Origin of the sequence: Chitinophaga filiformis, from assembly GCF_021646545.1 — a bacterium.
GTDB lineage: Bacteria > Bacteroidota > Bacteroidia > Chitinophagales > Chitinophagaceae > Chitinophaga > Chitinophaga filiformis_A.
Genome location: NZ_JAKIRP010000001.1, coordinates 950,429 through 975,521, shown reverse-complemented (window position 1 = coordinate 975,521; position 25,093 = coordinate 950,429). Strand labels below are relative to the sequence as shown.

Sequence of the window (25,093 nt, the reverse complement as noted above, 5' to 3'; positions counted from 1 at the left end):
TAAAAATCACTGGATAGCCTACACTTTGTTTAGAGCAAGCTGATAATGAGACATTTAATTTGAACAGCATAAGTATATCCACCTATGTTACCACAAATATCTGACTATTTTGGGGATGTAACCTGCTCAGAATGTAATTGCTGTGATGCTGCTTTTTTTTCCTTAGACTGCTGGTATTTGAGAAAAAAATAGATCGCAAAGAAAAGACAGACTTTGGAGAGGATAAAGGTGATAATAAAGAACAGGCGCCACCATTTATGAACGGTAATATGTTGTTCATCCTTCGAATGTATATTGATGAAGGTATAACGGGAATTATCATCTGTTGGCGGTAATTTATCCCGCCAGTTGATATGCTGGAATATACGTTCTTTGAGATATGGCGATGGCAATACTGCCTCTGCAAGGGCCGTTTTCTCAATTCTGCGTTCCACGGCCAACACCTCAGCATTCAGTGATGGATACAAGCGCCGCATCTTCTGCAATTCTTCCATCTCACTGGCTGTTGCGATCCCAAGCACATAGCTCTCAATGATCCCACTCTGTATGTAATGATTAAGTTCCAATTATTCCCCTAAAAATTTTCTGAATGCAACCATGATGTCTTTCAGTTTTGCCATTACTTCATCTGGTTGAGCCCCTAACATACGGGCTACCGCTTCCTTTGGCAGTCCTTTATAATAACACAAGTGGAATATTGTCCTGCTTTCTTCCGGGAGCTTGTTTGCAAAACGCTGTAACAGACTGCTGTCGTGTTTTATAATATCACTGCTGTTACCCTCGTTCTCTTCCATTATGGCGGCTTCCTTTACGGCCTGCTCACGGGCCATTCTCATCAGCCATCCGAATAAAGTAGCACTCCCGGTGTCTTTGTATGCTGTAATGTTCTTAAATACATGAATAAATGTCCTGGTCAGCACCTCTTCCGCGGTTGCCGTATCGCCGACCACCTGTAGTATGATACTGTATAACGCGGGGCCGTAATAGTCATAGACCAGTTCCTGGGCAACGGGATCTCCTGCTATCAATCGTTCAGTGATGATGTATTCGTCAATATGTACAGCTGATTGCTGCAAGTGTTATAGGTTTAAGAGTAAACTAAGATAAACTATTAATTATTAACGATCAATTTCTTGTTATAACATCTTATTTTACCTTAGCGCCTCCCAAACAAACGCTCAATCGCTTCTTTCCGGAAAGCAAAGATGTCCCGCAGCTGCCGCTGCACAAAGAGCGCATGGGCAATATTACCTAATACTCCTAACGGCATTGAATAATGGACAATATCCGTCATTCTGACGCCTTCCGGCACAACTTCAAAATGGTGCTGATGGTGCCATAAGCCGTACGGTCCCTGCCGCTGTTCATCAATGAAGTACCTGCCTTCCACTACATGTGTGATCTCTGTCATCCACTTCAACGGAATACCCAGTACGGGACGGATGATATAAGTAATGATCTGTCCCGCGTATACCGGCTTGTCTGTCGGTGGTGAAGTGATAGCATAACGCATATACGCCGGTGTGATCTTTTCCAGGTTCTCCGCCCGTGAAAAGAATGCCCAGGCATTGTCCATACTGGTGTTTAATACCTGCTCATACTGCAAACGATAAATTTTTCCCATAACTTCATGTATGTTTTGTGTGGCCCGATGCCAAGTTCAAATATAGTCATGTCCAGAGATCAGTACCAGCGTCATTTCAGGGAAGTCTATGCCCGGCTGAACGGGCAGCAGCGCAAGGCCGTCGATCAGACGGAAGGCCCTGTCATGGTTATTGCAGGTCCCGGCACAGGCAAAACACAGATCCTGGCCTCGCGTATCGGGAAAATACTCCTGGATACCGACTATCTGCCGCAGAACATCCTCTGCCTTACTTATACTGATGCCGGCACAGTGGCCATGCGCAAACGGCTAACGGATTTTATCGGTCCCGATGCCTACCGCGTCAATATCCATACCTTCCACTCCTTCTGTAACGAAGTGATCCAGGATAACCTGGGTCTGTTTGATAAACATCATCTCGACCCGGTTTCCGAGCTGGAAAAGATCCAGCTGCTCAAAAAGCTGATCGACGGCTTCACAAAAGATAATCCGCTGAAGCGTTACCGGGGCGATGTGTATTTTGACATGAAGCACCTGGACCATCTCTTCTCCACCATAAAAAAGGAAGGCTGGTCTGTGGAATATATCACTGATGCTATCTCAGCCCATATTGAAAGCCTCCCCGAAAGGGATGCCTTCATCGCTAAGAAAGCAACGAAGCAATTTGCCAAAGGCGATATCCGTACAGACAAGATCGCCCTGGAAAAGGAAAAGATGGTACGCCTTCAGGCTGCTGTAGAGCAGTTTCCCATCTATACAGCCTTAATGCATGCTGCTGGCCGCTATGATTTTGACGATATGATCAACTGGGTCATTGGGGCATTTGAAACGAACGCTAACCTGCTGGCCGATTACCGGGAACGGTTCCAATATATCCTGGTGGATGAATACCAGGATACCAGTGGTACGCAAAACAAACTGGTGCAACTGCTGATAGATGGCCAGGAAAGCCCCAACATCTTTGTGGTGGGCGATGATGATCAGTCTATTTACCGTTTCCAGGGCGCCAGTATCGAGAACATGGCACAATTTGCAGATACCTTTGCAGATACATTACATACCATCGTTCTGACACACAATTACCGCTCTGTACAATCTATTCTGGATGTATCCATGTCCCTGATAGAAAACAACGGAGACGCCAGGCTGGTGAACCAGCTAGCGGGACTGAGCAAACACCTGACCGCTGCTGCCAGCCATCTGATCCCATTGGATATCCCACCTGTCATCCGGCGGTATAACACACCCCGGGATGAAATGATAGACATTACCCGGCAAGTCGCACAACTACTGGATAGTGGCGTAGCGCCCGGCAGGATTGCTGTTATTTACAGAGAAAATAAATACGGGGAAGAACTGGCCCGCTACTGCCGGTTCCTGCAGATTCCTTTCTATTCCAGGCGAAGCATCAACCTGTTTGAAATACCATTTGCCCGCAAGGTGCTGACCATCCTCCGCTACATCGCCTGTGAGATAGACACGCCGTATAGTGGAGATGATCTGCTGTTCTCTATTCTTCATTATGACTTTTATAATATTCCTGCCATCGAGGTGGCGAAAATCAGTATAAGGGCGGCTGAGAAAGGTTACCGGGAAAAATCTTCCATACGCCAGTACCTCCAGGAATGGCAGCATACCCGCAATCTGACACTGTTTACGGCGGCTCCCGAACAGGCACTGATCGACTTCACCCGTATCATGGAGAAGCTGATAAAGGACGCCCATAACCTGACGCTCCAACAGCTATTTGCTGCCATCATCAATGAATGCGGGGTGCTTTCCTATGTGATGCAGTCGCCGGAGAAGCCCTGGCTTATGAAAGTGCTGCAGTCGCTCTTTGACTTTATAAAAGCGGAAACACACCGGAATCCGGATCTGACACTGGTCCCTTTTATGGACATGACAGACCTGATGGAGCACAATAAGATCACGATTCCCATTGTCCAGGTTTCAGGAAACGAAAAAGGGATCAATCTGCTCACCGCCCACGGCGCCAAGGGACTGGAATTTGAGTACGTATTCATTGCCGGCGCCAACTCCCACCTGTGGGAGAAAAAAACTAAGAGCAATACCGGCTTTGCCTTTCCGGATACGCTCTTTAGCACAGCGATGACCAGCACCGACGAACAGGAGCTGCGCAGGCTGTTCTATGTTGCGATGACCCGGGCGGAGAAATACCTGTATATCAGTTACCCCGAGTTTAAAACAGATGGCAAACCACTGGAACCCAGCCTCTTTGTGACAGAGATACTGGAGCAACATACCCTGCCTGTGGAGCAGGTGATTATTCCGGAGGATGTGCTGTTCACATTTGAAACCCTCCAATATACGCATGGTGTAGCGCCTGAAATAGCGCGGACGGATCAGCAGTTCATCAACAGCCTGCTGGCCAGTTTTGTGATGAATGTGACTGCCCTCAATAACTACCTGGACTGCCCGCTGGGCTTCTATTATAAAAACCTGGTAAGAGTACCTGCCGGTCGCTCGGAAAACACGGAATTCGGCTCCGCCGTTCACTATGCGCTGGAGAAGCTGTTCCAGAAAATGCAGGAAGGCAAACAGTATGTATTCCCCTCCAAAGAAGAATTCATCCGCGACTTTACCTGGAGCATGCTGCGCAACCGGGAAAGCTTCACCCGGGAATCTTTTGAAAGAAGGCTGGAATATGGAAAAGACATCCTCGACAGCTATTACGATACCTATCTGTCACAATGGAACAAGGTTGTGAGTGTGGAACGGAATGTCAGGAACGTAGTGGTCAGTGGTGTACCGCTGAAAGGCAAGATTGACAAGCTGGAATTTGAAGGTAACCTGGTGAATGTAGTGGACTACAAAACCGGCGATTATGAAAAGGCCATCAGGGAATACCAGAAATTTGCACGACCTGACCAGCAGCACCCCGACGGCGGGGATTATTGGCGGCAGGCAGTGTTTTATAAAGTACTGCTGGACAATTACCACCAGAAGAACTGGAAAGTGGTAAGTACGGAGTTTGACTTTATTGAACCGAACAGGCAGAAAGTATATCACAAAGAAAAGGTGGTGATCACCCCGGAAGATGTCAGCCTTGTTACGCAGCAGATCGTAGCCACCTGGACAAAGATCCAGAACAGGGAATTTTATACCGGTTGCGGTAAAAAGGACTGCGTATGGTGCAATTTCGTGAAAGATAATAAACTGTATGTAGCGCTTCACGAGCCGGAAGAGCATGAAATGGCGCTTCCCGCCCGTTTGGGAGACTGAATAGGGCGTACGGCAGACTGATTTGGATTTTACTGTTTGGAATTTGATCTTTGGAGCCGGTTTTTGGTATAATACTCTAGATAATGAATCATAACTTCCGTGGCTGGGCCTACTGGCTGATAGTGATAAGTGCCTCCATCTTTTTATTACCGGGCTGCGCCAACATTGTTCCACCCAGTGGCGGACCTAAAGATACGCTTGCTCCGAGGCTGACCAGCATTACGCCACCGGATTCTACGCTCCAATTCAAGGCGAAGAAGGTCACCTTTACATTTGACGAATATGTACAGCTGGACAACGTCTTCGAAAAGCTGATCGTGTCCCCTACCCTCAAACGTACACCCACGGTAACTTCCAAGCTGAAAACCGTTACTATGGTGATCAAGGATACGCTGGCAGAGAATACTACCTATACTTTTAACTTTTCAGATGCCATCCGCGACAACAACGAAAGCAATCCTATACAGGATTTTCAATATGTTGTATCTACCGGCGACTACCTGGATTCCCTCCAGGTAAGGGGCTTTATCATAGATGCAGAAACCGGGAAACCTGACAGTAACGTGTCTGTAATGATCTACCGGAATGCGATAGACTCAGTAGTATCAAAGGAGAAACCCGTCTATTTTGCCCGTTCAAAGGGAAACGGAGCCTTCTGGTTCAGGAATATGGCTCCCGGCGATTACAAGCTGTTTGCCCTGAAAGAGGAGGACAGAGACCTCCAGTACAATCAGCCTAAGGAGCTGATCGCTTTCAGTGATAGTTTGCTCCATTTGAGAGATCAGAATCTGAAAGATATCACCCTGCTGTTGTTCATGGAACAGGATAGTACCATCAAGAAGCCGGAGGATGTAGCACAGGAACAGGCACCGGCAGAAGAAGAGGCTGATAAAAAAGACAAGGAAAAAGAAAAAAAGAAGAAACGTACCCTGAATATTTCCCCCGACCTGGCTGACAATAAGCAGGAACTGGGCAAACCTTTGCTGCTCACATTCAGTGCACCTGTGAAAACGCTGGACAGCACCGCCTTCCGTCTGACACAAGATACAGTGTTTACGCCGGTGACCTTTACTACCTCATTCGATTCTACCCGCACTAAACTATCTGTGCATTTTGACTGGAAAGAAGGCAAGCCTTACAGGCTCATCATTCCTAAGGAATCAGTGGCCGATACGGCTGGCATCCAGCCGGCAAAAGCAGATACCATCAGCTTTGCCGCCAAAAAGGAATCGGACTATGGTAAGATCATACTGACCCTGACCCTCAGCGACAGTACCAAAGCCATGGTGAGTGACACCATGCACTACGTAGCCCAGCTGGTCAGTAATAAAGAGGTGAAATATTCCGGAAAGATAGAACGGAACACCTGGGTCCAGAAACGAATTACGCCTGGGGAATATGAGGTGTGGATACTCCTGGACGACAACAATAACGGAAAATGGGACCGCGGTGTGTATTATGGTACGCCAAAGAAACAGCCGGAAAGAGTAGTCAGCTTCCCGAAAAAAGAGAATATTAAAGCCAACTGGGGGGTAAAGATCCCGCTGACGTTATAATTCCTAATTTTACATCATGATATTTTCCTCAGCCCTGATAGAAAATGCAGTTAATGAGTTTGCGCGGTTGCCGGGCATTGGCAAAAAAACGGCGTTACGCCTGGTGTTGCACCTGCTTAAGCAGGACCCTGCACAGGTAAAGCTGTTTGGTGAAGTAGTAACCCGCATGCGGGACCAGATCAAGTTCTGTAAGATCTGCCATAATGTTTCCGACCAGGAAATCTGCAGCATCTGCGGCAATCCGTCCAGGAATAAGGCCCTGGTATGTGTTGTAGAGAATATCCGTGATGTGATGGCTATTGAAAATACCCAGCAGTTCAACGGGACCTATCATGTACTGGGAGGGATCATCTCGCCTATTGACGGTGTTGGGCCGGAGCAGCTGAATATCTATACACTGGTGGACAGGGTCCAGCAGCAGGGGATTGAAGAGATCATTATGGCGTTGAGTCCAACAATTGAAGGAGATACGACGATCTATTACCTGTCTAAAAAACTCAAGGAGTTCCCGGTAAAGATCACGACAATTGCCAGGGGTATTGCCTTTGGCGGCGAGCTGGAATATGCAGATGAAATGACGCTTGCCAGGTCTATCTCCAACAGGTTGCCGTTGGAGAACTATGTGCAGAAGTGATGATAGCACTGATCAGATGGCAGACACATCTGAATATTATAAAAAATTAAGCAAAACGCTTAACGCAGAATGGTCACCCATTTCGTGTTAAGCGTTTTGCTTAAAGAGATACGAGTGCTGAACAACACCCGTGTGTGTTTAACCTGTAATTCCACGTTATGAAAATCGCTATGGTTGGTTAATGCTTTTTTATGATGAATGCTCATCGCGCTGTTCACCCTCCTGTTCCCGCAGTTCTCTCCAGCGCTGCATCTCGTATTTATTCAAAAAACAGATCTTAAAGACCTCTGATCCCTCCCTGTCAACATCTGCAGGCACCGGGTACAATCCGTACTGGGCCAGGTGTTGCTGCAAGCTTTGTACATGCTCGGCAATACTCATTGTAATAATGATTTAATGCAGGTTAAAAACTAAACGGTCAAATGGTGGTAATGCGCCGGTTAGCAGCAACAGCCCTGGTTATAATGGCTATTGCATGTAAGCATGTTCTGGGTGTTGAAATGCCTTAACGATTGTTGTACGTCTTTTTGCATCGTAATTCTCATTGCGGAAGCGTTGCTCCCTATTACCCTACAAATATAGTAGACTTTGCAAATCCAAACAAATTTTTTCTCTGTTATGTACAATAAACCAAAAGGGATGGGCGCCTCCCCCCATGTTTTACGCTGAAGTTATTTTATCAAAATGCTTCAGTAATTCTTCTACGGTAGACAACTTTGTTTTCTCTCTTTTCTCTCTGAGCTTGATTTTCTCGTCTTCGCTTATAGAAGGATCTATCAATAGATCATCTATTTCCTTAATTACTTCCTCTCGCGTTTTATCAATTTCCTTTTGTTGATAATACTCCAGCACTTTAGACCAAATAAACTTTATGCCCAAGGCCAAAGCCGGAGCCAAAATTATAAGCCATGATTTGAGAGGGTTATCTTCAGGTAAATTACGTGCGAGACTTGCGATTAACATTCCTCCACCGGCTCCTGCGATACTATCACTGTTATCTTTTTTTACATCTCTGGAGGTTGCCGTGGAATTTTTTGGGGACGAAACCTTTGCCAAAAATGTATCTATTTAAGTCCTAAGAATATATCGGTAAACCGGTTAACTGTATTTATGTCGTTCTTCTTCTCCAGATCAAGTTCAACAATTTCCCCGCTTTTGCTGGTGATCTTGATTTTCCTTGTCTTTTTAAAGTGGCTGATAATGATTCCACCAAACTTTAAAACGACAGATACCGCAAATGCAATAGCAAGCGTTATCGTGATTATTGAATTGGTCATAAGTGTTGTTTATGCTATTTATATAGCAAAAGTAGGCAGTTCCGCGTTAAAAAAACCCATTTTTAAGAATAAAAATTCAAATATAATACACTGATTTATAATTAAATGTAACTATCAAAACGACATTTAATGTCTCGATTTGTCCACCACAATATTAAGGACCGCACCTTCACCTCAGGTAGTTTTTCTCTGCACATCATTTCATACTTCGTCCTTCATATTGAGTCCAGCTCTTTCGCCACGCCGCTTACTCATGTAATAAGGCAATTATTAAGTACCTTTGTTTATTAGTCTCCGTGGGTGGATTTGTTTATTGTTCGACCTGCGGGTATTATTAAACCGTAACTAATAAACGTATTACAATTATGAAATCATTATCCCAATGCGCCGCAGAGCGCATTCTGATCATTGATGGGGCAATGGGTACCATGATCCAGCGGTACAAGCTGGAGGAAGCGGATTACAGGGGTGAACGCTTCAAAGATTATCATCTGGATGTGAAAGGTAATAATGACCTGCTCTGTCTTACACAGCCCCATATCATCGAAGCAATACATAAAGAATACTTGGAAGCCGGCGCCGATATTATCGAGACCAATACTTTCAGCAGTACTTTCATTGCCATGGCCGACTACGATATGCAGTCGCTGGCCTATGAACTGAACGTGGCCGCTGCGCGTATTGCCAGGAAAGCTGCAGATGAATATACTGCTAAGAACCCTGATAAACCAAGGTTCGTGGCGGGTGCAATAGGTCCGCTCAACAAAACGCTCTCTCTTTCTCCGGATGTAAACAATCCGGGCTTCCGTTCCGTTACTTTTGATGAAGTAGTAGATGCCTACTATGAACAGATCAAGGGACTGCATGAAGGCGGCGTAGACATCCTGCTCATCGAGACCATCTTTGACACGCTGAACAGTAAAGCGGCCATCTTTGCCACAAAGAAATATTTCCGTGATATTGCCCAACCGGAATTGCCGGTGATGATATCTGGTACTATTACGGATGCTTCCGGAAGGACCCTGAGCGGCCAGACACTGGAAGCATTCTACATCTCTGTGATGCACGCAAAACCATTCTCAGTAGGGCTCAATTGCGCCCTGGGTGGAGAGCAGATGCGCCCTTATATATCCGAACTGTCGCAGATAGCAGCCTGCAATGTAAGCTGTTACCCCAATGCGGGTTTGCCGAATGCCTTTGGCGAATACGATGAAACACCAGATCATACGGCGCATATCATTGAAGATTTTGCCCGTGAAGGGTTCGTGAACATCGTAGGTGGCTGTTGTGGCACAACACCAGACCATATCCGCCACATCGCAGAACATGTGAAAACGATGCCTCCAAGGCCTCTGCCGGTACAGGTGGAAGAACTGGCGTAGTCCATACTGATAAAAGGAGTATTCTAATTACTACAGCAACACAATGAGCGAAACAATCACTTCAGCAGATACTTTACAGGCACCCGGAACCAAAGTGATAAAACCTTTCCTCCGCCTGAGTGGTTTGGAGCCACTGGTGGTAAGGCCTGAAACCAACTTCATTAACATCGGTGAACGTACCAACGTAACCGGTTCGAAGAAATTTGCCCGCCTGATCCGCGAAGGCTTATATGAAGAAGCCCTCTCCGTAGCCCGCCAGCAGGTAGAAAATGGCGCGCAGATACTGGATGTGAACATGGATGATGCCCTTCTGGATGGAGAAAAGGCCATGACCACCTTCCTGAACCTCCTGGCTGCCGAGCCAGACATCTCCAGGATCCCGGTGATGATCGATTCCAGTAAGTTCAGCATCATAGAAGCGGGCCTCAAATGCCTGCAGGGTAAATGTATCGTGAACTCTATCAGCCTGAAGGAAGGTGAAGCGAAATTCATCGAGCAGGCCCAGATCTGCAAAGCCTTTGGCGCCGCCGTGGTAGTCATGGCCTTCGATGAATACGGACAGGCAGATACCGAAGAGAAAAAGGTCAGCTTCTGCCACCGCTCGTATAAGATATTAACAGAAAAGGTAGGCTTCGACCCGCAGGATATCATCTTCGACCCTAATATCTTCGCGATCGCTACGGGTATAGAAGAGCACAACAACTATGCGGTAGACTTCATCAACGCTACCCGTCGTATAAAAGAACTGATGCCCCTCACCAGCGTAAGCGGCGGGGTAAGTAATATTTCCTTCTCCTTCCGTGGTAACGATGTGGTGCGTGAAGCGATGCACTCTGCGTTCCTCTTCCATGCCATCAAGGCGGGTATGAACATGGGTATCGTGAATGCCGGTATGCTGCAGATCTATGACGAGATAGAGCCGGAACTGCGCGAGCTTTGTGATGACGCTATCCTGAACCGCCGCGAAGATGCTACTGAACGCCTTATCGCTTTTGCCGAAACGGTGAAGAGTAAAGGTAAAGTGATCGAAAAGGATGAAACCTGGCGTCAGGGTACCGTGGAAGAACGCCTGAGCCATGCCCTGGTGAACGGTATTACAGACTATATTGACGCTGACACAGAAGAGGCCCGCCAGAAATATCCACGTCCGCTGGATGTTATTGAAGGCCCACTCATGGCCGGCATGAATATCGTGGGCGACCTGTTTGGCAGTGGTAAAATGTTCCTTCCCCAGGTGGTGAAAAGCGCCCGTGTGATGAAGAAATCTGTAGCCGTACTCACCCCTTATATAGAGGCTGAAAAGCAGAAACTGGTAGAGCTGAATGGCGGCGTGGTAAAATCCGCAGGAAAGATCCTCCTCGCTACCGTAAAGGGCGACGTGCATGATATCGGAAAGAACATCGTGGGCGTAGTACTGGGCTGTAATGGTTATGACATTATTGACATGGGTGTGATGGTACCGGCGGAGAAGATATTGCAAACCGCCCGGCAGGAGCAGGTGGACATCATTGGTCTCAGTGGCCTGATCACCCCCAGCCTGGACGAGATGGTAAATGTGGCCAGGGAAATGAAACGCCAGCATTTCGAAGTGCCCCTGATCATCGGTGGCGCTACTACTTCCCGTACGCATACCGCTGTAAAAATAGCCCCGGAATATGAACATGGGGTGATACATGTACTCGATGCCTCCCGTAGCGTAACAGTGACCGGAAGCCTTCTAAACAAGGCGCTCAAGAAGACCTTCCTGGACGATGTGAAGATCGAATACCAGAAACTGAACGAAAACTTCCGGAACAAGAAACCGGTAAAACAATACCTCCCGATTGCCGAAGCGCGCCAGCACAAAGCCATCACAGACTGGAGCAACTATAAACCAGTTGTGCCCAAAAAACTCGGCGTACAGGTGTTCCGTAACTACGACCTGGCTGAAATAGCTGAATATATTGACTGGCAGCCCTTTTTCATCTCCTGGGAACTGCATGGCAAATTCCCGCAGATCCTTACGGATGAAATCGTAGGTAAGGAAGCCTCCCGCCTGTTTGAAGACGCGAAAGCCATGCTGAAACGTATCGTGGAGGAAAAATGGCTGACCGCCAATGGCGTGATAGGCCTGTTCCCGGCCAACAGAAGCGCGGACGATACCATCTCCGTATTATCGCCCAAACCCGGCGCCGGTACGGTTCACCTGGAATGCCTCCGTCAGCAGATCAAAAAGGCTCCTGGTCAGCCGAACCTCTCCCTGGCCGATTTCATTGCTCCGGCAGAAGCAGGCATCCAGGACTATATGGGCGCCTTTGCCGTTACAACGGGCGGTGATATAGAAAAGTGGCTGGAAAAGTTCAAGGCAGACCATGACGATTACAGCAGCATTATGCTGAAAGCTCTTGCTGACAGGCTGGTAGAAGCCTTCGCAGAGTTAATGCACAAACGTGTAAGACAGGAGTTCTGGGGTTATGCCACAGATGAAAAACTGGACAATGATGCGCTGATCCGCGAGGAATACTCCGGCATCCGCCCTGCGCCAGGGTATCCGGCATGCCCTGAACATACCGAGAAATATAAGCTGTTCGATATGCTGGATGCTACTGAGAATACCGGTATCATCCTTACCGAATCCCTCGCGATGTACCCTGCCTCCAGTGTTAGTGGCTGGTATTTTGCCCACCCTGAGGCTAAGTATTTCGGCCTTGGCAAGATAGAGAAAGACCAGGTGGAAGACTATGCTGCCCGCAAAGGATGGACGATAGAGGAAGCCGAAAAATGGCTGCGCCCCGTACTCGAATATGACATGTAAATGAGTCGATATACCGGTAGTCCATCCAACATGGACTACCGTTTTTTTTATAAACAACACCAATATTGTCCATAGACCGTGGACGAATGACCTACCACACCATGAGAATTGTTTCCTATAATGTAAACGGACTGCGTTCCGCCATGACCAAAGGCTTTACAGAATGGCTGAAAACTGACCCCGCAGACATCGTATGTCTGCAGGAGATCAAAGCCCACAAAGACAATGTGGATTACCGCCAATTTGAAGAACTGGGTTACGAACACTACTGGTACCCCGCAGAGAAAAAAGGGTATAGCGGAGTGGCCGTGCTGACAAAGATAACCCCTACCCATGTACAGTATGGTAACGGCTTCATGCAGAGCGATGCAGAAGGACGTGTTATAAGGCTTGATTTTGGCGATATTACCCTTGTCAATACCTACATCCCTTCCGGCACCAGTGGAGACGAAAGACAGACCTATAAATACCAGTGGCTCGATGAATTTTATGGCTATCTGGATCAGCTGAAAAGCACCAGACCTAATCTCGTGGTATGTGGCGACTACAATATATGTCATCAGTCAATAGACATCCACGACCCGGTGGGTAATAAGAAATCATCAGGCTTTTTACCGGAAGAGCGGGCCTGGCTGGACAAGCTGTTCAGCAATGGATTTGTGGACACCTTCCGCCATTATCATCCGGAACCGCATCAGTATAGCTGGTGGAGCGTACGGTCTAATGCCAGGGCCAATAACAAGGGCTGGCGTATCGATTATATCAATGTAACCACTCCGCTGCGGGAAAGGCTGAAAGATGCCCAGATCTGGCAGGAAGTGAAACATTCAGACCATTGTCCCGTATATCTGCAATTGGGATCTTAAAGCCGTTTTCCGCACATGATAATCTACAATGTCACGACCAAGGTAACACACTTCATCAACGACAGGTGGCTGCAATGGATGAAAGAAGAGCATATTCCGGCTATTATGGCCACGGGACTTTTCCACGATTACCGCATCTGCAGGCTCCTTGAGCAGGATGACCAGGATGGTCCTACCTACTCGGCTCAGTACTTTACTGACACGCTGGAGAACTATCAAACCTATCTCGAAGAGCATGCACCGGCCCTCCGGAAGGCCTCGTACGACCTGTTTGGGAACCAGTTTGTATCCTTTAACACAGTAATGCAGGTAGTATAGATGTTAAACTTATCCACAGGAAATCCACTGATCATGGGGGGTTTAGACTTTGGTACAATACTTGAAACACATACGCGTTTACATCAAATAGTACAGCAAATGGCCTGTCATAGCGGTTTTCATCAAAGTAAGGGGTTTGCCCTACCGCTGCCATGTCATGTGTTAATCTGCTGTAACCGTTACCTGTAGGCGTTTTCAGCCGATGATTTTTTGATTAAAAAAGATTCAAAAAATTTGGTAATCTGATAAAACGCGCTATATTTGCTCACATCAAACATTTTATTCACTAGTTAAATCTTACTAGCTATGAACAAAGCCGAATTAATCGACAAGCTGGCAAAAGATGCCGCTATCACTAAAACCCAAGCTAACGAAGCACTGGATTCTTTCACTAAAGCTGTTGCTGATACCCTGAAAAAAGGTGGTAAAGTAACCTTAGTAGGTTTCGGTACTTTCTCTGTTTCTAAACGTGCTGCTCGTAACGGTAGAAACCCACAGACTGGCCAGATCATCAAGATCAAAGCTAAGAAAGTTGCTAAATTCAAAGCTGGTAAGGCTCTGTCCGACAAGCTTTAATCTGTTAGCTTAACTTATTCAAGCAAGGAACACTACTGTTTCTTGCTTTTTTTTTGCATTTAACAGCGGCTATTACGTAATTTGCGCCTGATTAGCGGGAGTTACATCCTCAGATTAACAAACATCAAATAATAAACATCAAACTGTTTACAATGGGTAGAGGTGATATCAAAACCAAAAAAGGTAAGATTTCTAACGGTTCTTTCGGCAAGTCAAGACCTGCTAAACCAAAGAAAGCTGCTGCTGCCAAAGCTGAAAAAAAGGCTTAAGGCAACTGGGAATTAGGAATTAAGAATTCGCCCGAAACGATAATTCCTAATTCCTAACTTTATAACTTATCTGCGCATCAAGGCGCCAGGCGCTCTATCTTCCACTCATTACCTTCCAGCCTGTATAATATTCTGTCGTGTAAACGGCTGCTGCGTCCCTGCCAGAATTCCATTTGCAAAGGTTTTACCACATAACCGCCCCAGTATGCCGGACGTACCGGATCCTGTAACACATATTTTTCAGCTACCATCCTCACCTGGTCTTCCAGGAAACTACGGTGTGGTATCACACGGCTCTGTGGAGAAGCGATAGCGCCTATACGACTACCGGGAGGCCTGCTGTTATAATATTCGTCACTCACGTCGGCGCCTACCTTGCTAACAGTTCCGTCTATACGCACCTGCCTTTCCAGCTCCTGCCAGAAAAATAACAATGATACGTTCGGGTTAGCTGCCATCTCTGCTCCCTTACGGCTTTCATAGTTTGTAAAGAACACAAAGCCATCCGCATCAAAACTTTTCAATAACACAATACGCGCTGAAGGATGCCCGTCAGGTGTACTGGTAGCCAATGTCATGGCATTGGGCTCATTCAGTTGTCCACTGGTTGCGTCATTCCACCAACGTTCAAATTGTTCTATGGGATCCTTTGCCACATCCCCCTCATCAAGGGAAGCCAGCCGGTAATCTTTGCGCAGATCTGCTACTTCTTTGTTCAACATGGTCCTGGTTTTAACTGCCACAAAGATACTCATAAACACAGCATGTATCCGGTTAGAGCTGCAGATTGATATATGACAGTGGTCAGTTTATTTAGTAATTTTATCGCATGAGAACCATATTATTATTAGCTATTACCTGTTGTGTGTTCGTCTCCTGCGGCAAGAAAACAAAGCAGCAGACACAGACTGCAAAGATCCCTGATCCTACCAAAACTGCTTTTTATTATCTCCATCTGAAAGGTACCATCGGAACAGAATCTGTAACTATGGATCTTGTTAAATCGGGCATCTGGATCTTCCGCGGATATTACACCTATGATAAGATCGGGGAACCTATTATGATATGGGGCAGCCCTGAAGGCGATAAAGTGATCCTGTATGAGAATACCGACCGCAACGAGGAAAGGCTGTTTTCGGGCAAACTGGACAGTCTGGGCAACTTTACGGGTAAATGGCGAGGTAAGGGTACCTCCTATCCTTTTGTGCTCAAACCAAGCCTTGAAAACATCGTTCCGCTGGATGTGCTGTATGCTGCCGACTCAGTAGATCTTTTCCCCGGCAATCCTAATACACCTACCGGCCAGGCAACCAACAGCATTGTATGGCCTGCTGCTGGCGTTGATGATGCCACTTCCGCTTTTCTACGTAACTGCATCACCGATGGCAAACCCGCCAATGATGCGAATAAATATATACGCAGAGATATTGACTCTTTCCTGGTGACCTACAAAGTCAATGAAAAAGACCTGGATACCACGGATGGTATTCCCCCTACAGCCAACTGGGGCGCTGATGCAGATATAAAAGTAGTGTGGAACAAATATCCCCTGCTGGTATTGGAATATTTCAGTTATGAATTCACTGGTGGCGCACACGGCAACTATGGTGCACACTATCAGGTGCTGGATCTGGAAAAAAAGAAGATCCTGAAACCCGAAGATTTCCTGAAACCGGACTATAAAACCGAACTGATACCAGAGCTGGAAAAGTCTTTCCGGGGCATCTATAAACTGGCCGATGGGGAGCGACTGGAAACAATGCTGCTCACCAAAGAGATCGTTCCCAATGATAATTTCCTGGTAACAGACAAGGGCATCGGATTCAGTTATACGCCCTATGAAATCGGGCCTTATGCGTTAGGTCAGGTAACGTTGTTCGTACCTTATAAGAACATCAAATCCCTGCTTAAATAGAAACAGGGATCAGGGATTAAGAACGTCATTCTTAATTCTTAATCCCTGATCCCTGATATCAGTAATACTGCAATCAGATTAACCCTTAACGAGCGTACCTACATTCTTGCCCATTATTACCTGCAACAGGTTACCACCCTTATTCATATCAAATACGATGATAGGCAGTTTATTCTCCTGGCAGAGGGTGAATGCGGTCATGTCCATCACGTTGAGTGATTTCTGATATACTTCAGAGAAGGTGATGGATTCGAAACGGGTAGCAGTAGGATCTTTCTCCGGATCTGCGGTGTAGATACCATCTACACGGGTTCCTTTGAGGATCACATCTGCCTGTATTTCTATAGCACGCAGGGATGCGGCGGTATCTGTGGTGAAATAAGGATTACCGGTACCGGCACCAAATATTACCACACGACCTTTTTCCAGGTGGCGGATAGCACGGCGGCGGATGTACGGTTCAGCGATCTGTTCCATTTTAATGGCAGACTGGAGACGGGTGTAGAGTCCAACTTTTTCCAGGCCACTCTGCATGGCCATACCGTTGATCACTGTTGCCAGCATACCCATATAATCGCCCTGGGCCCTTTCAATGCCGGTTTCTGCCTCGTTCATACCACGATAAATGTTACCTCCCCCAATTACCACGGCTACCTGTACTCCCAGGTCGGTCACAGCTTTGATATCGTACGCATACTGCGTGATCACTCTGTGATCGATACCGTAATTACCTTCTCCCATCAGGGATTCACCGCTCAATTTGAGTAAAATACGCTTATACTTTGGCAACATGACTATAGAAAAATGATATGAAAATGTTAGTTAGTAAATGGTTTACAGGGCCCGAATATATAAAAAAATGCGGAACACCTTACTTCCGGTGTTGATGAAGGGTAAGTATTGACAATGTCAGGCCCGTTTGCATTCCCGATATAAAGCACAAAAAAAAGGAGAGAATTGTGATTCTCTCCTTTTAAACAGATAATAAGATTATCCTAAAGCGATTCTTGTGAATCCGGTTACTTTCAGATCTGCGCTAACAGACTTCAGGTAATCGCCAACAGATTTGTTGCTGTCTTTTACGAATGCCTGAGGTAACAGGGTATTTTCTTTGAAGAATTTGTTCACTTTACCGATAGCGATCTTTTCAGCCATATCGCCGGTTTTACCTTCAGCAGCGATCTGCTCGATGGCGATAGCTTTTTCGCGGGCAACCAGTTCAGGAGAAACGCCATCAGCGTCTACTGCGATCGGGTTCATTGCTGCAATCTGCATAGCGATATCTTTACCTACTTCTTCAGAAACAGGAGCAGAGAAGCCAACCAGTACACCCATACGGTAGTTACCGTGGATATAAGCGGTTACAGAAGCTGCGGTGATCTTTTCAAATTTAGCCAGGGTGATCTTTTCACCGATCTTAGCTACCTGATCGTTCACTTTATCATTTACAGTCGCGCCATCCAGGCTAGCTGCACCCAGTTCTTCCAGGGTGTTAGCGCCTGTGCTCAGGGCCAGGTCAACGATAGACTGTGCGAATTTTACGAAATCTTCGTTTTTAGCAACGAAGTCGGTTTCGCAACCCAGTGCTACTACAACACCGGATTTACCGTCTGCAGAAGTTTTAGCGATGATAACACCTTCTTTGGTTTCGCGGTCAGAACGCAGGGCTGCTACTTTCTGTCCTTTTTTACGCAGGTAGTCTACTGCTTTTTCGAAATCACCATCACTTTCTACTAACGCTTTTCTGCAATCCATCATACCTGCACCAGTTTGCTGACGCAGTTTGTTAACATCAGCGGCTGTAATTGTTGCTGCCATAACTTATAATGAGTTTAATATAGATTAATATTTATCCTTTATCAACTATTAGCTGAATTGCGAATCATGGAACAAAGAGTCTAAGTCCACGATTCGCAATTGCTTTATGATTGTTGTCTGTATACGGGGGAGATTATCTTCCGCCACCGCCTGGGCGAGGACCACCGGAACCAGCAGGACGACGCTGTCCGCCGCCACCGCCGCCTGGACGGTTACCACCACCGCCACCTGGGCGATTACCACCGCCACCAGGACGGTTACCACCACCGCCACCAGGACGGTTGCCACCGCCGCCACCAGGGCCACGGCCACCACCGCTACCCGGACCACGGCCACCGCCGCCACCAGGACCACGGCCACCACCAGGTTTACGGCCTCTTTCACCACGATCGTCGCCACCTTCCAGTTCAAATTTCATTGCCTGGTTGTCAGCTTCTTCTTCTTCAACTACATCGTCAGTTTTCTCATTTGCTCTTTCTGCCAGACCTTCTGCGATTGCAGCTGCGATATAGTTAGTGATGATAGCGATAGATTTAGTCGCATCATCGTTTGCAGGAACTGCGAAGTCTACTTTAGTAGGATCAGAGTTAGTATCTACCATACCGAAGGTAGAGATACCCAGACGACGGGCTTCTGCCAGTGCAATGTGCTCATGGCTGATGTCAACGAGGAACAGCGCTGCAGGAACACGTGCCAGCTGAGCGATACCGCCCAGTACTTTCTCCATTTTTTCCTTATCGCGGGTTAAGGTCAGACGCTCTTTCTTGGTGATGCTATCCAGGGTACCATCAGCCAGCATCTTTTCGATGCTCTGCATCTTCTTAACGCTCTTACGGATAGTAGCGAAGTTGGTCAGCATACCACCTAACCACCTTTCAGTAACGAAAGGCATGTTAACGCGTTTTGCAGCTTCAGCTACGATTTCTTTAGCCTGTTTTTTAGTGGCTACGAACATGATCTTTTTACCGCTCTTAGCGATAGATTTCAGGGCTGCAGCTGCATCCTGTAAACCTTCAACGGTTTTATTCAGATCTATGATGTGAATACCTTTCTTTTCTGCGAAGATGTAAGGCAGCATCTTCGGGTTCCATTTTTTCTTCAGGTGACCGAAGTGTACACCCGCCTCCAGTAACTGCTGCTGTAATGAGGTATTATTTTCCATGTTATTATGCTCTGTTATAAAAGGTCAATGTTAATAATCTGCGCTTCACATATAGCTCCACGCATTCATCACTATTAGCGTTTAGAGAACTGGAAGCTTCTTCTAGCTTTAGCTTTACCTGGTTTCTTACGTTCAACGCTTCTCGGATCACGTTTCAGCAGACCTGCTGCTTTCAGCGCCGGACGGTACTCGATGTTCACTTCGCAAAGTGCACGTGCAATACCCAGCTTAATAGCTTCAGCCTGACCCTTGATACCACCACCGGCAGCATTTACCTTTATATCAAATTTATCTGTAGCGTCGATAGTCTTCAGCGGCAGTTCTACCTGGTTCTGCAGGTATACCAGTGTGAAGTATTCTTTATAGTCTTTGTCGTTCACAACAACGTTACCTGTACCCTTGCTGATATACACACGGGCTACGGCTTCCTTACGACGACCAATAGTATTTTTTTGCTTTTCCATGTATCAGAGAAAAATTAGAAAGTTAATGTTTTCGGTTTCTGCGCAGCGTGTGGATGCTCAGCGCCTGCATATACAAACAGTTTTTTGTACATGGCACGTCCCAGACGGTTCTTAGGCAGCATACCTTTTACAGCTCTTTCTATGATCAGTTCTGGCCTGCGACGAACCAGGTCTTTAGCAACTTCTGCTTTCTGACCACCTGGATAACCAGAGAAAGTCAGATATTCCTTGTCATTCCATTTATTACCGGTAAACTGAACTTTCTCAGCATTGATAACAATAATGAAATCACCACAGTCAGTGTGAGGTGTATAGTAAGGTTTGTTCTTACCTCTTAAGATTGCCGCAATCTTAGCGCTCATCCTACCCAATGTCAGGTTGGTAGCGTCTACGATGTGCCATTCACGCGTTACGGTAGCGTCATTGGCCGATTTAGTCTTGAAGCTTAAAGTGTTCATTATAGTATATAATAAAGTTTTTACGTTCTGATATAACTATCCCAAACAAAATGGGAGTGCAAAACTAATCCTCTTAATTCATAAAACAATACTTTTAGAGAAGTTTTTTGAATCGCACCTTTGTAATTAATTGATTTTCAATAATAATTTTGACACAGAATTATTAACATAGCCGGTGAATATTTCCCGGATACCAATTTTTAATTATAAGTCAAATGCTAATACATATATTGATTTCATAATAAGACACAACGTCTGAAAAAACAGGCAACCCCTTTTAACCGTATTGGGGTTGTCCAGGACTGTATTATATCCCAGCTCCCTCATTTATACCAGGACCCGGGTTGGTATTCTTGCCCGAAGCGTATCGCCGTAGTATGTATCCGGTACCAAAGGGGTTGCATAATACCTTGAAACCAGATTACCTGTACAGGGCGCCTGAAATATACCAGAGAGATTCGCTCGACCTTCGGTTAAGGTAGCCTCATCCTCCCTTAATCTTCCGTTCGGGAACGGAAGATTAAGGGAGGATGAGGCTACCTTAACCGAAGGTCAACTATACCTTAACCGAAGCAGCGCATAATTCGCAGAGGCCTCTTTCCCACCGCATACCACCGGGCATAAAAAAGGCCGGGAAAGAACCTTCCCGACCTTTAGCATATTGATTAACAGATGATAATAAAATTATTCCCTGTTCCTTGCGCCAGCATAGATCATGATGTATTGTATAAGGGTCACTACGGATGCGATCGCCGCTACTACATAAGTCATAGCCGCCCACCACAGCGCGTCTTTCGCCTTATCATGTTCTTCCCTGCGCATCAGGGTCGTATTGTCCAGCCAGGCCAGCGCCCTCTTAGAGGCGTCAAACTCAACCGGCAGCGTTACGAGGGCAAAGATCGTCGTTACGCCAAACAGGATGATACCACCCAGTAACAAGGCCGGAAAGACATTTATCAGCAAAATACCGCCCAATAATACCCATTGTACCAGGCCGGAGCTGAACTGCACCGCCGGTACGAGCTTAGAACGCAGGTTTAGCCAGGTATATGCCCGCTGGTGCTGTACAGCATGCCCGCACTCGTGCGCCGCCACCGCCGCAGCCGAGACATTCGCCCCGGAATAGACCTCAGGGCTGAGATTTACCGTTTTATTTGTCGGATCGTAGTGGTCAGATAAAAAGCCATCCACGGAAACAACCTGCACGTCATATATCCCATTGTCTTTCAACATCTTTTCCGCAATCTGCTTACCGGTCAACCCCGAAGAGGTCGGTATAGCACTGTATTCCCTGAATTTGCTCTTCAATCTCCAGCTTATCAACATGCTGACCCCGATAAAGATCAGCGACATAAACATAATGCCAGGTGTCATATTACTTAAAATGAGGTTTTAGTTCGATACAAAATTACTGGTAAGTATGATCAAATTATCGTCCAAACCATCCCTCACGGGGCGATTTAGGATTTCCTTAAGAATTGGTCTGCCGTCCACTATTTTTTACTGCCAATTACGGAATTTACGCCTGTCAATATGGCGCTTCTCAAAATTTTGAAATGTCAATCCCGACGTTATGACAGATATATTTTATGCTTTTATGACGCAGATTTCATATATAATTTATGGCGGCATCATTCCTATTTATCAACCCTTTACGCTCTTCCAATGAAAGTATAATTGAATGCTTCTAACCGCTGAAACGTGCTATGGTGGCAGATCTGTCACATTATGAAAAGTCGTCAAAAGTTATTCACATCAATTAAATAAACTTTTTTATTCTGTAGCCATTTAGTAATTTAGACGTGAATTTAATGGGTTAGTAAGTAGAAAGAGTCAGCAGAAATTTCTGTTGGCTCTTTTCTTTTTTACCCGATTTTCTTCTGCCCCTTTTTCATGAAAATCTGAATGCCTTCAACTCCCTTTTTTCTGATTTTTTTCATCATTGCTTCATCGTTTATTTTTTCTTTTTTACGGAGCCGATGATTTCCGTTTTAAATTTGCTGCATGAAAATTAAAACTGCGTTCTTCTGTCAGAATTGTGGATACGAATCAGCTAAATGGACAGGTAAATGTCCAAGTTGTGGTCAATGGAATACATTCGTTGAAGAGAAAGTACAAAAAGATATCCCTTTACGTAATACCAACTGGCAACCTGAAAAAGAGAACGGCAGATCAGATAACATTGTGAACCTTTCTGAAGTAAGCGGAATAGAGGAAGACCGCCTGCTGACACCTGATGCAGAACTAAACCGTGTATTGGGCGGCGGTATAGTTCCGGGTTCCTTGGTACTTGTAGGAGGTGAACCTGGTATTGGTAAAAGCACCCTGTTCCTTCAGAACGCATTGCAACTCAAAGACATCACTACCCTGTACATCAGTGGCGAAGAAAGTGCGCAGCAGATAAAAATGAGAGCAGACAGATTACAGGTAAAAAATGACCTGTTCTATCTGCTGACTGAAACATCTACACAAACCATCTTCCAGGAAATAAAGAAGCTACGTCCGCAACTGGTTATAGTTGACTCGATTCAAACACTACAATCACCTTTTATCGAATCTGCTCCCGGCAGCGTATCACAGATCAGGGAAACAACCGCTGAAATGCAACGCTTTGCCAAAGAAAGCCATACGCCTGTATTCCTCATCGGTCACATCACCAAAGATGGCTCCATCGCCGGACCGAAAATACTCGAGCATATGGTGGACACCGTACTACAGTTTGAAGGCGATCAGCATTATGCTTACCGCATACTCCGTACTATCAAGAACCGTTTCGGATCAACAGCGGAACTGGGTATTTATGAGATGACCGGCGCCGGATTAAGACAGGTAACCAACCCTTCAGAGATACTGATATCACAACGGGAAGATCAGCTGAGTGGTGTGGCTATTGCCGCCACTATGGAAGGCATGCGTCCCATGCTGGTAGAAGTACAGGCGCTGGTAACCCAGTCTGTATATGGCACTCCTCAGCGTACCGTCACCGGTTTTGATCTGCGCAGGCTGCAACTGCTGCTGGCAGTGCTAGAAAAACGCGGTGGTTTTCACTTCGGTGTCAAAGACGTTTTCCTCAATATTGCGGGTGGTATTCGTGTGGAAGATCCTTCTATTGACCTGGCTGTATTGTGTGCGTTGCTTTCTTCTTATGAAGATGCGTCAATCAGCAGCAAGATCTGCTTTGCCGGAGAAGTAGGCCTCAGCGGAGAGATCCGCGCTGTGAACCGGATAGAACAACGTATTGCAGAAGCAGAAAAGCTGGGCTTCGAAAAGATCTTCATCAGCCGCTACAATAAAAAGGGAACTGATTTCAGCAAGTTCAATATTGAAGTAGTGCCCGTTGGGCGGGTGGATGAAGTATACAGAGCCCTCTTTTAATTTTCTGATTATCAGGTTTTCATTATTTTCAGTAGCTAACTACCCATACCTGAAAAATGAAAAACCTGTTATCCCCGCTGTTAGATCTATTCTATCCGCATACCTGTGATGGATGCGGTACAGACCTTACCCGTACCGAAAAGGTCCTTTGCCTTCGCTGTCAGCGCCGGCTGCCGCTTACCGGCTATCAGCACCTGCCCGGCAATCCGGTGGAAAAGATCTTCTGGGGAAGAGTGAATATCCGGCATGCCATGGCTGCTTACTATTACCGGAAGTCTTCTTTATTACAGCAACTCATTTACCAGTTTAAATACAATCAGCGGGACGACATCGCCACTCATTTAGGTAAGCAAATGGGCAATATCCTGCTGCAAAGCAAGTGGCTATACGAAATCACCAACATCATTCCTGTTCCCATACATCCCGCCAAACTGCAGCAACGGGGATATAACCAGGCCATGCTTCTCGCCAATGGTGTTGCCACTATAACAGGAAAACCGGTCATGGAAGACATACTTTTCAGGAACAACTATTCCCCCTCGCAAACCAATAAGGGCCGCCTGCTGCGCTGGCAGAATGTATCGGGCGTCTTTTCTATCAAACAAACCGACCAGCTGAAAAACCAGCATGTCCTGCTCATTGACGATGTGCTTACTACCGGTGCTACCCTCGAAGCATGCAGCAGTTTATTGGTGAGTGCCGGAGCCGCTGTAAGCATTTATACGCTGGCCTTTGCTCACCATTAAAATAGCAAGGAGTCCGCTTATCATTAACACCTTATATACAATATTTTACTTAATTTTATTTGCTCACTGTTTTTACATTCACTCTACAATTCTAATTATATGACACTGAAGACACTGTTGATTTCAATACTATTATTCATGAAGAGCGGAGCTATATATGACTTCAAAGTAGATGGCGTTGATGGAGGCAAGATCAATTTTGCAGACTATAAAGGAAAGAAGATCCTGATCGTAAACACCGCCTCTATGTGTGGAAACACCCCTCAGTACGCTGATCTGGAAAAACTATACAAGAAATACGAAAAGAACCTGGTGATCATCGGTTTCCCTGCCAATAATTTCGGCTCACAGGAACCGGGTTCCAACGCTGAAATCCATGAGTTCTGCACCAAGAAGTATGCAGTAACCTTCCCGATGGCTGCCAAGATCTCAGTAAAAGGCAATGACATCCACCCTATCTATAAATGGCTGCTGGCTGAAAGTAAAGCCAAACACCTCGAACCGTCAGAAGTACAATGGAACTTCCAGAAGTACCTGCTGGACGAAAAAGGTAACCTGGTAGCCGTGTTCTCACCTAAAACCCAACCTCTTTCCCCTGAAGTAACGGCCGCGATAGAAAAGAAATACTAATTTGCGT

Annotated in this window: 26 protein-coding genes; 13 read left to right on the top strand and 13 right to left on the bottom strand. The window is 46.2% G+C overall.

All coding sequences use genetic code 11. The features are described from left to right. Positions 1-104: 104 nt before the first annotated feature. The 3 genes from L3C95_RS04065 to L3C95_RS04055 all read right to left on the bottom strand — a co-directional run bounded on the left by L3C95_RS04065 (position 105) and on the right by L3C95_RS04055 (position 1,624). Positions 105-566: a hypothetical protein gene (locus L3C95_RS04065; protein ID WP_236385435.1), complete on the bottom strand. Its 462-nt coding sequence runs from the start codon at positions 564-566 to the stop codon at positions 105-107. Then, the gene (locus L3C95_RS04060) at positions 567-1,076 is read right to left on the bottom strand and encodes an RNA polymerase sigma factor (RefSeq protein ID WP_236385434.1); all 510 of its coding nucleotides are present in this window, start codon (positions 1,074-1,076) and stop codon (positions 567-569) included. An 80-nt stretch (positions 1,077-1,156) separates the two neighbouring features. Beyond that, a complete protein-coding gene (locus L3C95_RS04055) occupies positions 1,157-1,624 on the bottom strand; it encodes an SRPBCC family protein (protein ID WP_236385433.1) in 468 nt (155 codons plus the stop codon). A gap of 48 nt (positions 1,625-1,672) precedes the next feature. On the opposite strand from L3C95_RS04055, the gene L3C95_RS04050 reads away from it, so the two are divergent. From L3C95_RS04050 to recR, 3 genes are all read left to right on the top strand, one after another. Beyond that, on the top strand, positions 1,673-4,846 hold the full coding sequence (locus L3C95_RS04050; RefSeq protein WP_236385431.1) for an ATP-dependent helicase: 3,174 nt from the start codon (positions 1,673-1,675) through the stop codon (positions 4,844-4,846). Between the two features lie 83 nt (positions 4,847-4,929). Then, positions 4,930-6,402, top strand: a complete 1,473-nt coding sequence (locus L3C95_RS04045) for an Ig-like domain-containing protein (RefSeq protein ID WP_236385429.1) — start codon at positions 4,930-4,932, stop codon at positions 6,400-6,402. A gap of 16 nt (positions 6,403-6,418) precedes the next feature. Then, a complete protein-coding gene (gene recR, locus L3C95_RS04040; RefSeq protein ID WP_236385428.1) occupies positions 6,419-7,036 on the top strand; it encodes a recombination mediator RecR in 618 nt (205 codons plus the stop codon). Positions 7,037-7,225: 189 nt separating this feature from the next. On the opposite strand, the gene L3C95_RS04035 is transcribed toward recR, so the two are convergent. The 3 genes from L3C95_RS04035 to L3C95_RS04025 all read right to left on the bottom strand — a co-directional run bounded on the left by L3C95_RS04035 (position 7,226) and on the right by L3C95_RS04025 (position 8,313). After that, positions 7,226-7,417 (bottom strand): hypothetical protein, encoded by a 192-nt coding sequence (locus L3C95_RS04035; protein WP_236385425.1) that lies wholly within the window; start codon positions 7,415-7,417, stop codon positions 7,226-7,228. A gap of 279 nt (positions 7,418-7,696) precedes the next feature. Further along, positions 7,697-8,092 carry a hypothetical protein gene (locus tag L3C95_RS04030; RefSeq protein ID WP_236385424.1) on the bottom strand — a complete coding sequence of 132 codons (396 nt, stop codon included), beginning with the start codon at positions 8,090-8,092 and terminating at the stop codon, positions 7,697-7,699. 8 nt (positions 8,093-8,100) lie between these two features. Then, positions 8,101-8,313: a hypothetical protein gene (locus L3C95_RS04025; protein WP_236385422.1), complete on the bottom strand. Its 213-nt coding sequence runs from the start codon at positions 8,311-8,313 to the stop codon at positions 8,101-8,103. A 365-nt stretch (positions 8,314-8,678) separates the two neighbouring features. Between L3C95_RS04025 and L3C95_RS04020 the strand changes: the two genes are divergently transcribed. From L3C95_RS04020 to L3C95_RS03995, 6 genes are all read left to right on the top strand, one after another. Next, the gene (locus L3C95_RS04020) at positions 8,679-9,695 is read left to right on the top strand and encodes a homocysteine S-methyltransferase family protein (RefSeq protein ID WP_236385419.1); all 1,017 of its coding nucleotides are present in this window, start codon (positions 8,679-8,681) and stop codon (positions 9,693-9,695) included. Between the two features lie 43 nt (positions 9,696-9,738). After that, positions 9,739-12,489, top strand: a complete 2,751-nt coding sequence (gene metH, locus L3C95_RS04015) for a methionine synthase (RefSeq protein ID WP_236385417.1) — start codon at positions 9,739-9,741, stop codon at positions 12,487-12,489. A gap of 65 nt (positions 12,490-12,554) precedes the next feature. Further along, entirely contained in the window at positions 12,555-13,355 is an 801-nt protein-coding gene (locus L3C95_RS04010) for an exodeoxyribonuclease III (RefSeq protein ID WP_236385415.1), read from the top strand. A gap of 15 nt (positions 13,356-13,370) precedes the next feature. Next, on the top strand, positions 13,371-13,673 hold the full coding sequence (locus L3C95_RS04005; protein WP_236385413.1) for a DUF4286 family protein: 303 nt from the start codon (positions 13,371-13,373) through the stop codon (positions 13,671-13,673). Positions 13,674-13,979: 306 nt separating this feature from the next. Beyond that, on the top strand, positions 13,980-14,249 hold the full coding sequence (locus tag L3C95_RS04000; protein ID WP_029465307.1) for an HU family DNA-binding protein: 270 nt from the start codon (positions 13,980-13,982) through the stop codon (positions 14,247-14,249). Positions 14,250-14,401: 152 nt separating this feature from the next. Beyond that, complete coding sequence (locus tag L3C95_RS03995; RefSeq protein WP_089829760.1) at positions 14,402-14,518, top strand: 30S ribosomal protein THX; 117 nt, start codon at positions 14,402-14,404, stop codon at positions 14,516-14,518. 77 nt (positions 14,519-14,595) lie between these two features. Here the strand turns inward: L3C95_RS03995 and pdxH are convergent, their stop codons facing one another. Beyond that, a complete protein-coding gene (gene pdxH / locus L3C95_RS03990) occupies positions 14,596-15,240 on the bottom strand; it encodes a pyridoxamine 5'-phosphate oxidase (protein WP_236385411.1) in 645 nt (214 codons plus the stop codon). A gap of 107 nt (positions 15,241-15,347) precedes the next feature. Here pdxH and L3C95_RS03985 point away from each other — a divergent pair, with 107 nt between their 5' ends. After that, positions 15,348-16,433, top strand: a complete 1,086-nt coding sequence (locus tag L3C95_RS03985) for a DUF3298 and DUF4163 domain-containing protein (RefSeq protein ID WP_236385409.1) — start codon at positions 15,348-15,350, stop codon at positions 16,431-16,433. 78 nt (positions 16,434-16,511) lie between these two features. Here L3C95_RS03985 and pyrH read toward each other — a convergent pair whose 3' ends face one another. From pyrH to L3C95_RS03955, 6 genes are all read right to left on the bottom strand, one after another. Continuing rightward, a complete protein-coding gene (gene pyrH / locus L3C95_RS03980) occupies positions 16,512-17,225 on the bottom strand; it encodes a UMP kinase (RefSeq protein WP_110053295.1) in 714 nt (237 codons plus the stop codon). A 198-nt stretch (positions 17,226-17,423) separates the two neighbouring features. Further along, positions 17,424-18,251: a translation elongation factor Ts gene (gene tsf, locus L3C95_RS03975; RefSeq protein WP_236385408.1), complete on the bottom strand. Its 828-nt coding sequence runs from the start codon at positions 18,249-18,251 to the stop codon at positions 17,424-17,426. 133 nt (positions 18,252-18,384) lie between these two features. Next, on the bottom strand, positions 18,385-19,413 hold the full coding sequence (gene rpsB / locus L3C95_RS03970; RefSeq protein WP_236385407.1) for a 30S ribosomal protein S2: 1,029 nt from the start codon (positions 19,411-19,413) through the stop codon (positions 18,385-18,387). A 74-nt stretch (positions 19,414-19,487) separates the two neighbouring features. Then, positions 19,488-19,877: a 30S ribosomal protein S9 gene (gene rpsI / locus L3C95_RS03965; RefSeq protein WP_149693980.1), complete on the bottom strand. Its 390-nt coding sequence runs from the start codon at positions 19,875-19,877 to the stop codon at positions 19,488-19,490. 14 nt (positions 19,878-19,891) lie between these two features. Further along, on the bottom strand, positions 19,892-20,335 hold the full coding sequence (rplM, locus tag L3C95_RS03960; RefSeq protein WP_110053299.1) for a 50S ribosomal protein L13: 444 nt from the start codon (positions 20,333-20,335) through the stop codon (positions 19,892-19,894). A 684-nt stretch (positions 20,336-21,019) separates the two neighbouring features. After that, positions 21,020-21,709, bottom strand: coding sequence for a zinc metallopeptidase (locus L3C95_RS03955; protein WP_236385406.1), 690 nt, complete (start codon positions 21,707-21,709; stop codon positions 21,020-21,022). 630 nt (positions 21,710-22,339) lie between these two features. On the opposite strand from L3C95_RS03955, the gene radA reads away from it, so the two are divergent. The 3 genes from radA (at position 22,340) to L3C95_RS03940 (ending at position 25,086) form a co-directional block, all read left to right on the top strand. Then, positions 22,340-23,710 carry a DNA repair protein RadA gene (radA, locus tag L3C95_RS03950; protein ID WP_236385405.1) on the top strand — a complete coding sequence of 457 codons (1,371 nt, stop codon included), beginning with the start codon at positions 22,340-22,342 and terminating at the stop codon, positions 23,708-23,710. 56 nt (positions 23,711-23,766) lie between these two features. Then, positions 23,767-24,456: a ComF family protein gene (locus L3C95_RS03945; protein WP_236385404.1), complete on the top strand. Its 690-nt coding sequence runs from the start codon at positions 23,767-23,769 to the stop codon at positions 24,454-24,456. Positions 24,457-24,555: 99 nt separating this feature from the next. Next, on the top strand, positions 24,556-25,086 hold the full coding sequence (locus L3C95_RS03940) for a glutathione peroxidase (protein WP_089829740.1): 531 nt from the start codon (positions 24,556-24,558) through the stop codon (positions 25,084-25,086). Positions 25,087-25,093 lie beyond the last annotated feature (7 nt).